This window comes from Wolbachia endosymbiont of Drosophila barbarae (assembly GCF_044752445.1).
GTDB classification, from domain to species: Bacteria; Pseudomonadota; Alphaproteobacteria; order Rickettsiales; family Anaplasmataceae; genus Wolbachia; species Wolbachia pipientis.
In genome coordinates, this window is record NZ_JBIXJM010000139.1 from 137 (window position 1) to 5,207 (window position 5,071).

Genomic DNA, 5,071 nt, shown 5'->3' on the forward strand with positions numbered 1-5,071 from the left:
ATACATTAAGTAATCCTTACCTTTTAATCTGCAGATTGGCGAAAGCAAATACAATAGCTTCAGTTTCATGATAAGGGGGCTGGCGAGGTTTGTCAAGCAAGTTTTTTCGTTTCTGTGGGCTACCTGGATTAATATTATATAGAAAGTCTGCTGCCAATAAAGCCTAAACTTACCAAATACATTTCTGTAGATTCAGATCTACTTGACTTTGGTTTAAAGTATTTTACTGTTTTAAACATTTTTTTTAGCTCGTTACAAAAATCTTTATCAGATTCTCCTTGGAAAATTTTTACTACAAACGTGCCACCATGGCTCAAGAAATGCTTTGCAAAATTGAGCGCTGCCTCACATAAAAGCATAATTCTGATATGATCCAACGATTTTAAACCACAAGATTCGGGCGCCATGTCAGATAAAATCACATCAAATTTTTGATCCTTGAATTTTTCTCTCAAAATTTCAAACTCATTGATAATATCACATTGTATAAACTCTACTCCATTAATTGCGTTCATTGGTTTTATGTCAAGAGCAACCACATTTGCACCTTTCTGAGATGCAACTTGTGACCATCCACCAGGAGAAGCACCAAGATCAATAATTTTTTGCCCTTCTTGGAATAATTTAAATTTGTTATCCATTTCTACCAGCTTATATGCTGAGCGTGACCTATAACCATCCTTGCTAGTTTTTTGCACATACTGATCATTCAAATGACGATGTAGCCACCTTGTTGAAGATAGCTTTCTGCCTCTAGCCGTCTTTACTCTAGTTTTTATTGCTAATACCCTACTTATTATTGATTATATCTTTAAGCTCTTTTTCAACTACTTCTTTTACCAGTGCATGTAGATATTTATTCAGCCATTCTGAGAGCTGAGGTTTTAAAAGAGATATAACTAATTCTTCAACAGTAAGGTTCGCTTTTTTTTGTTGTTTATGCTGTAATTCGTTTTGCATTTTTCCAAGCAACGCTTTGATCTCTTCCATATTCTCTTTTAAAATTAGATGATCGTTATTTTGCGCTTGTAAGCCGCTATTACTCGCCTTGTTATTACTCATTTGGATATTATCGTACAAATAAATATCTTTTTTTTCTTCTGAATTGTAGCTATGGCCATTAAATTGGTTATTGTTGCAAGCCATTTCCTCACTTTGGTCATCATTATCAATGTCCTCTTTTTCATTATTTTCTTTTTTGCCATCTTCTTCTATTTCTTCTGGATACTCTTCCTCAAGGTATAGCACATCATCATTTTCATCCTTTATTTCTGCTTTATCGTTACTCGCGTTTTTACCCGATATAGCTTTTTTTATATCTTCTAGGATATCTTTTACAGATTGATTGCCTTGTTCATCATGCATAGTGCTAATACCATTAAATTTAGAGGTCTATACTATTTATCATAAAAAGCAAGTTGTAAACACTAATCACATAATTGCTTTTTGCTTCAACTAAGTCTGAACGTGCTTTAAATAATGCATCTTCAGTGTCCAAAAGGTCAGATGTACTCTTTAAATTTAAGTTTACTTCTTGCTCAACTCCTTCCAATGCTAGAGCTGCTGCTTTTTCCGCTTCTTGACTTGCTTTGATAATGGCCTTTGCTGTCAACACATTATTCCAAGCATTTACAACTGCTTGTTCTATATTTTTTACCGTTTCATAATAATCGTAGGTAGATTTTTTTGCATCCATTTTAGCTTTACTGACACCAAAAGCATTAACTCCTCTCTTAAAGATTGGAACATCAAGAGTAAAAACTACATGAACATTTTCTAATAGTTTGTCTACCTTCATACCATCCTCCCCAAAATTTTTGCTTGCACTTAGATTTAAAGAAGGAAGCCACTTGGAGCTTTCAGCAATCACTTCCATTCCGGCTGCTCTTTTTTGATAAACTGCTGCTTTTAGAGATAAATTATTGGTTTTTGCTAACTGTAAACATTCATTTAGCTCTGGAACAGAAGGTAGTTTATCATTAGCTTCAGAAAGGTCATCAGCATCTTCGCCAATCAAATGATAATAAGCAATATTTACCAACTTTAATTTACCTTCAGCATCAACTCTTTCGGATATAGAAGACGAAAATTTTGCTTTTGCTAACAAAACTTCAGCATTGGTTACCTCTCCAAGGGAAAAGCGTTTTTTCATAGCTGACAAATGTTCCAAAGAAACGTGTTCTTTATGTTCTCTGAGCTTTAATATTTCTGTCTTTTGTAAAACATTAACATATGCTTTCACAGCATTAAGTGCAAGCTCTTGTTTTAATTGCTGAAATCGCATCTTTTCTGCTTTGAGAAGATGGCTTGATCGACTGAATGTGGCAAAGGTACCACCACCATCGATTAATTTCTGGCGCAATGTAAGTTTTTTTTCAGATGTATCAAGATTAAAATTACTATCGAAATTGTATTGCAAATTAATGTCAGGTAAAAATCCAGCTAACCCAAAAGATTTATAGTGTTTTTCTGCGCTTTTATATTGGTAAAATTGAGACTTTATTTTTGAGCTATTTTTGATGGCTTTGCTTATCACTTCTCCCACATCGGTTGCATAGCAACTTATAGTATTAAAAATGATCGCAAGTGTGATAATCAATCGAAACATTCTAATTCCTATGCATATTGGTTGCGCAGCTCAATTACTAACATAAATTACTTTAATAATCAATAACTAATATTGTTGACACTATTGAGAAATTAAGTATATCATAGCTTACTATTGTTGGATCAAATAATGAAGACTTTTTTCTTAAAGGAGAAACAAATCAATAAAAAGTGGTTTGTCATAGATGCAGAAGGATTAGTGGTAGGGAGGCTTGCAGCATTTGTAGCGACACTATTACGTGGAAAGCATAAACCTGAGTATACACCTCATATGGATTGTGGCGATAATGTAATTATTATCAACGCAGAAAAGGTGCATTTCACCGGAAAGAAGCTTAAAGATAAAATTTACTATAAGCATACAGGTTATTCTGGTGGTTTGAAGAAAACTACTCCAGATAATATTTTAAATGGCAAATTTCCTGAGCGTGTAATAGAAATGGCAGTGAAAAGGATGCTTGATGATGGGCCTATGGCACGTAGACGCTTTGAAAATTTGTATGTTTATTCTGGTTCAGAGCATAAGCATCAAGGACAGCAACCTGAAAAGATAGATTTTGCCTCTTTGAATCGTAAAAATAAAAAGTAATGGAGTAAAAATGAAGAGTTCTACAATAAATAACAATGATTGGTCAGAAAAGACAATTAAATCAGCAGTTGATTCGCTTGGTCGTTTATATGCTACAGGCCGAAGAAAAGAATCTGTAGCAAGAGTATGGATAAAGCCGGGGAGTGGAAAATTTAGTGTTAACAAAAAAGGCGATCTAATTTCTTATTTAAAAAGAGAGTCAGTGTGCCAAATAGTAAAAATGCCATTTGTTGCAACTTCCACATTGGATAAATACGATGTATTTGCAACTGTAAAAGGTGGAGGGCTATCTGGTCAAGCAGGTGCTCTAGCTCATGGAATAAGCAGAGCTTTAAGTAGTGTAAGCCAAGATTTGCATTCTATACTACGTAATGGTGAGTTCTTAACTAGAGATTCACGTGTTGTTGAACGTAAGAAATATGGTCAACATAAAGCTCGGAAAAAGTGTCAATTTTCTAAGAGATAGTTATTTTATAGGGGTGTTTTTTTGTAAGTATTATACAAATATTTGCAAAAATGTATGATATCCTCTATTTTTGTGATGAATTTAGTTGACTATCGGTGTCAACATAATATGCTATTTATGTGATTTTTTCAATATTAAGGTAATTTATGAGTAAAGAAGATATAATAAAACAATTAAAGGAAGATTGTTCTAGTCAGAATATAGATATAACAAAATCTGATTTGAGCAAGATTCATGATGCGTTTATTAAAATAATAAAGAATGAGCTGCATGGGAAAGGTGAAATACGTTTGCATGGAATAGGAACATTTTCTACTGCTATCAGTCAGGAAAAACAATGTCGTAACCCCCAAAGTGGTGAGATCATGACTGTTCCTAAAAAGACAAGGGTAAAATTTAAAGCAAGCCAAACTCTTTTAAGTATTTTAAATGAGAAGGAAAAAGCAGCAGTTAGTTAGACATTGTCATTTTCATTGTTTTTACTACGCTGTGTAAGCCGTAAAATACAGCTTCGCTAATTAAATAGTGGCCTATGTTAAGAGCTGAGATGTGAGGTATTCTTGTCATCTTCTTAGCGTGTTTATAAGTTATGCCATGTCCTGCGTGGCATTCTATTCCTAATTTATTGACGTACTCTGCAGCATTAGTAATTAACTGTAACTTTTTTTCTGATGGATTATCACAGTAATCCCCTGTGTGAATTTCTATTATGTCAGGTTTTGTCCCTAGCTTTTCAAGATATTTTAGTTGATCAATATTTGGATCGATAAACAGTGAGACTTTTATGCTAGAGCTATGCATTTCCTCTATTATACTAGAAAGTTTACTGTGCATATTCACGATATCCAGGCCACCTTCGGTTGTTAATTCTTCTCTTTTTTCTGGTACTATACTAATCGAATAGGGTTTTACCTTTTTTGCTATTTCAAGCATTTCTTCCGTGGCTGCAATTTCAAGATTTAACTCAGTGCTAATGCTTTTTTTTAGGTTAAATACGTCTTCATCTCTAATATGCCTTCTATCTTCTCGTAAGTGTACAGTAATAAAGTCTGCTCCAGCGTCAATGGCTATTTCTGCTGCTTTCAATGGATCTGGATAAGAAGTTCCGCGTGCGTTGCGGAGGGTTGCAACGTGATCGATATTAACACCTAGTTTCACAATCTACCTCAGAAATTATTTATAGATTATACATGTTATTAGGTTTTTTGCATAGTCATTGTTTGACCTTACCCAGAAAAAGTGGAGAGAAAGAAAAGAGTTTTTTTGGGTAAAATAAAATTTTGGAGGATTAGAAATGGTAAGAGAATATACAGCAGAATTCAAATTGGAAGCTGTTAAACTGGCAAATGAACAAAGAAAGGTAGGTCAACCAGTTGCAAAAGTAGCAAGAGATCTAGGAATAAGGGATA

The 5,071-nt window shown here is 33.9% G+C and carries 7 protein-coding genes; 3 read left to right on the forward strand and 4 right to left on the reverse strand.

Going from position 1 to position 5,071, the window contains the following annotated elements; genetic code table 11:
- Positions 1-134: 134 nt before the first annotated feature.
- The 3 genes from ACIPNH_RS02275 to ACIPNH_RS02285 all read right to left on the reverse strand — a co-directional run bounded on the left by ACIPNH_RS02275 (position 135) and on the right by ACIPNH_RS02285 (position 2,608).
- Positions 135-713: an RlmE family RNA methyltransferase gene (locus ACIPNH_RS02275; RefSeq protein WP_015588787.1), complete on the reverse strand. Its 579-nt coding sequence runs from the start codon at positions 711-713 to the stop codon at positions 135-137.
- A 76-nt stretch (positions 714-789) separates the two neighbouring features.
- Positions 790-1,365, reverse strand: a complete 576-nt coding sequence (locus tag ACIPNH_RS02280) for a PopZ family protein (protein ID WP_174516014.1) — start codon at positions 1,363-1,365, stop codon at positions 790-792.
- Positions 1,366-1,384: 19 nt separating this feature from the next.
- Positions 1,385-2,608, reverse strand: a complete 1,224-nt coding sequence (locus ACIPNH_RS02285; protein WP_400771480.1) for a TolC family protein — start codon at positions 2,606-2,608, stop codon at positions 1,385-1,387.
- A gap of 129 nt (positions 2,609-2,737) precedes the next feature.
- On the opposite strand from ACIPNH_RS02285, the gene rplM reads away from it, so the two are divergent.
- From rplM to ACIPNH_RS02300, 3 genes are all read left to right on the forward strand, one after another.
- Positions 2,738-3,196 (forward strand): 50S ribosomal protein L13, encoded by a 459-nt coding sequence (gene rplM / locus ACIPNH_RS02290; RefSeq protein ID WP_010082596.1) that lies wholly within the window; start codon positions 2,738-2,740, stop codon positions 3,194-3,196.
- Between the two features lie 10 nt (positions 3,197-3,206).
- Positions 3,207-3,662: a 30S ribosomal protein S9 gene (gene rpsI, locus ACIPNH_RS02295; protein ID WP_400771483.1), complete on the forward strand. Its 456-nt coding sequence runs from the start codon at positions 3,207-3,209 to the stop codon at positions 3,660-3,662.
- Positions 3,663-3,808: 146 nt separating this feature from the next.
- A complete protein-coding gene (locus ACIPNH_RS02300; RefSeq protein WP_006279876.1) occupies positions 3,809-4,120 on the forward strand; it encodes an HU family DNA-binding protein in 312 nt (103 codons plus the stop codon).
- Here ACIPNH_RS02300 and ACIPNH_RS02305 read toward each other — a convergent pair.
- Positions 4,113-4,820: a pyridoxine 5'-phosphate synthase gene (locus ACIPNH_RS02305; protein WP_006279877.1), complete on the reverse strand. Its 708-nt coding sequence runs from the start codon at positions 4,818-4,820 to the stop codon at positions 4,113-4,115. The genes ACIPNH_RS02300 and ACIPNH_RS02305 overlap by 8 nt on opposite strands.
- Positions 4,821-5,071: the final 251 nt, after the last annotated feature.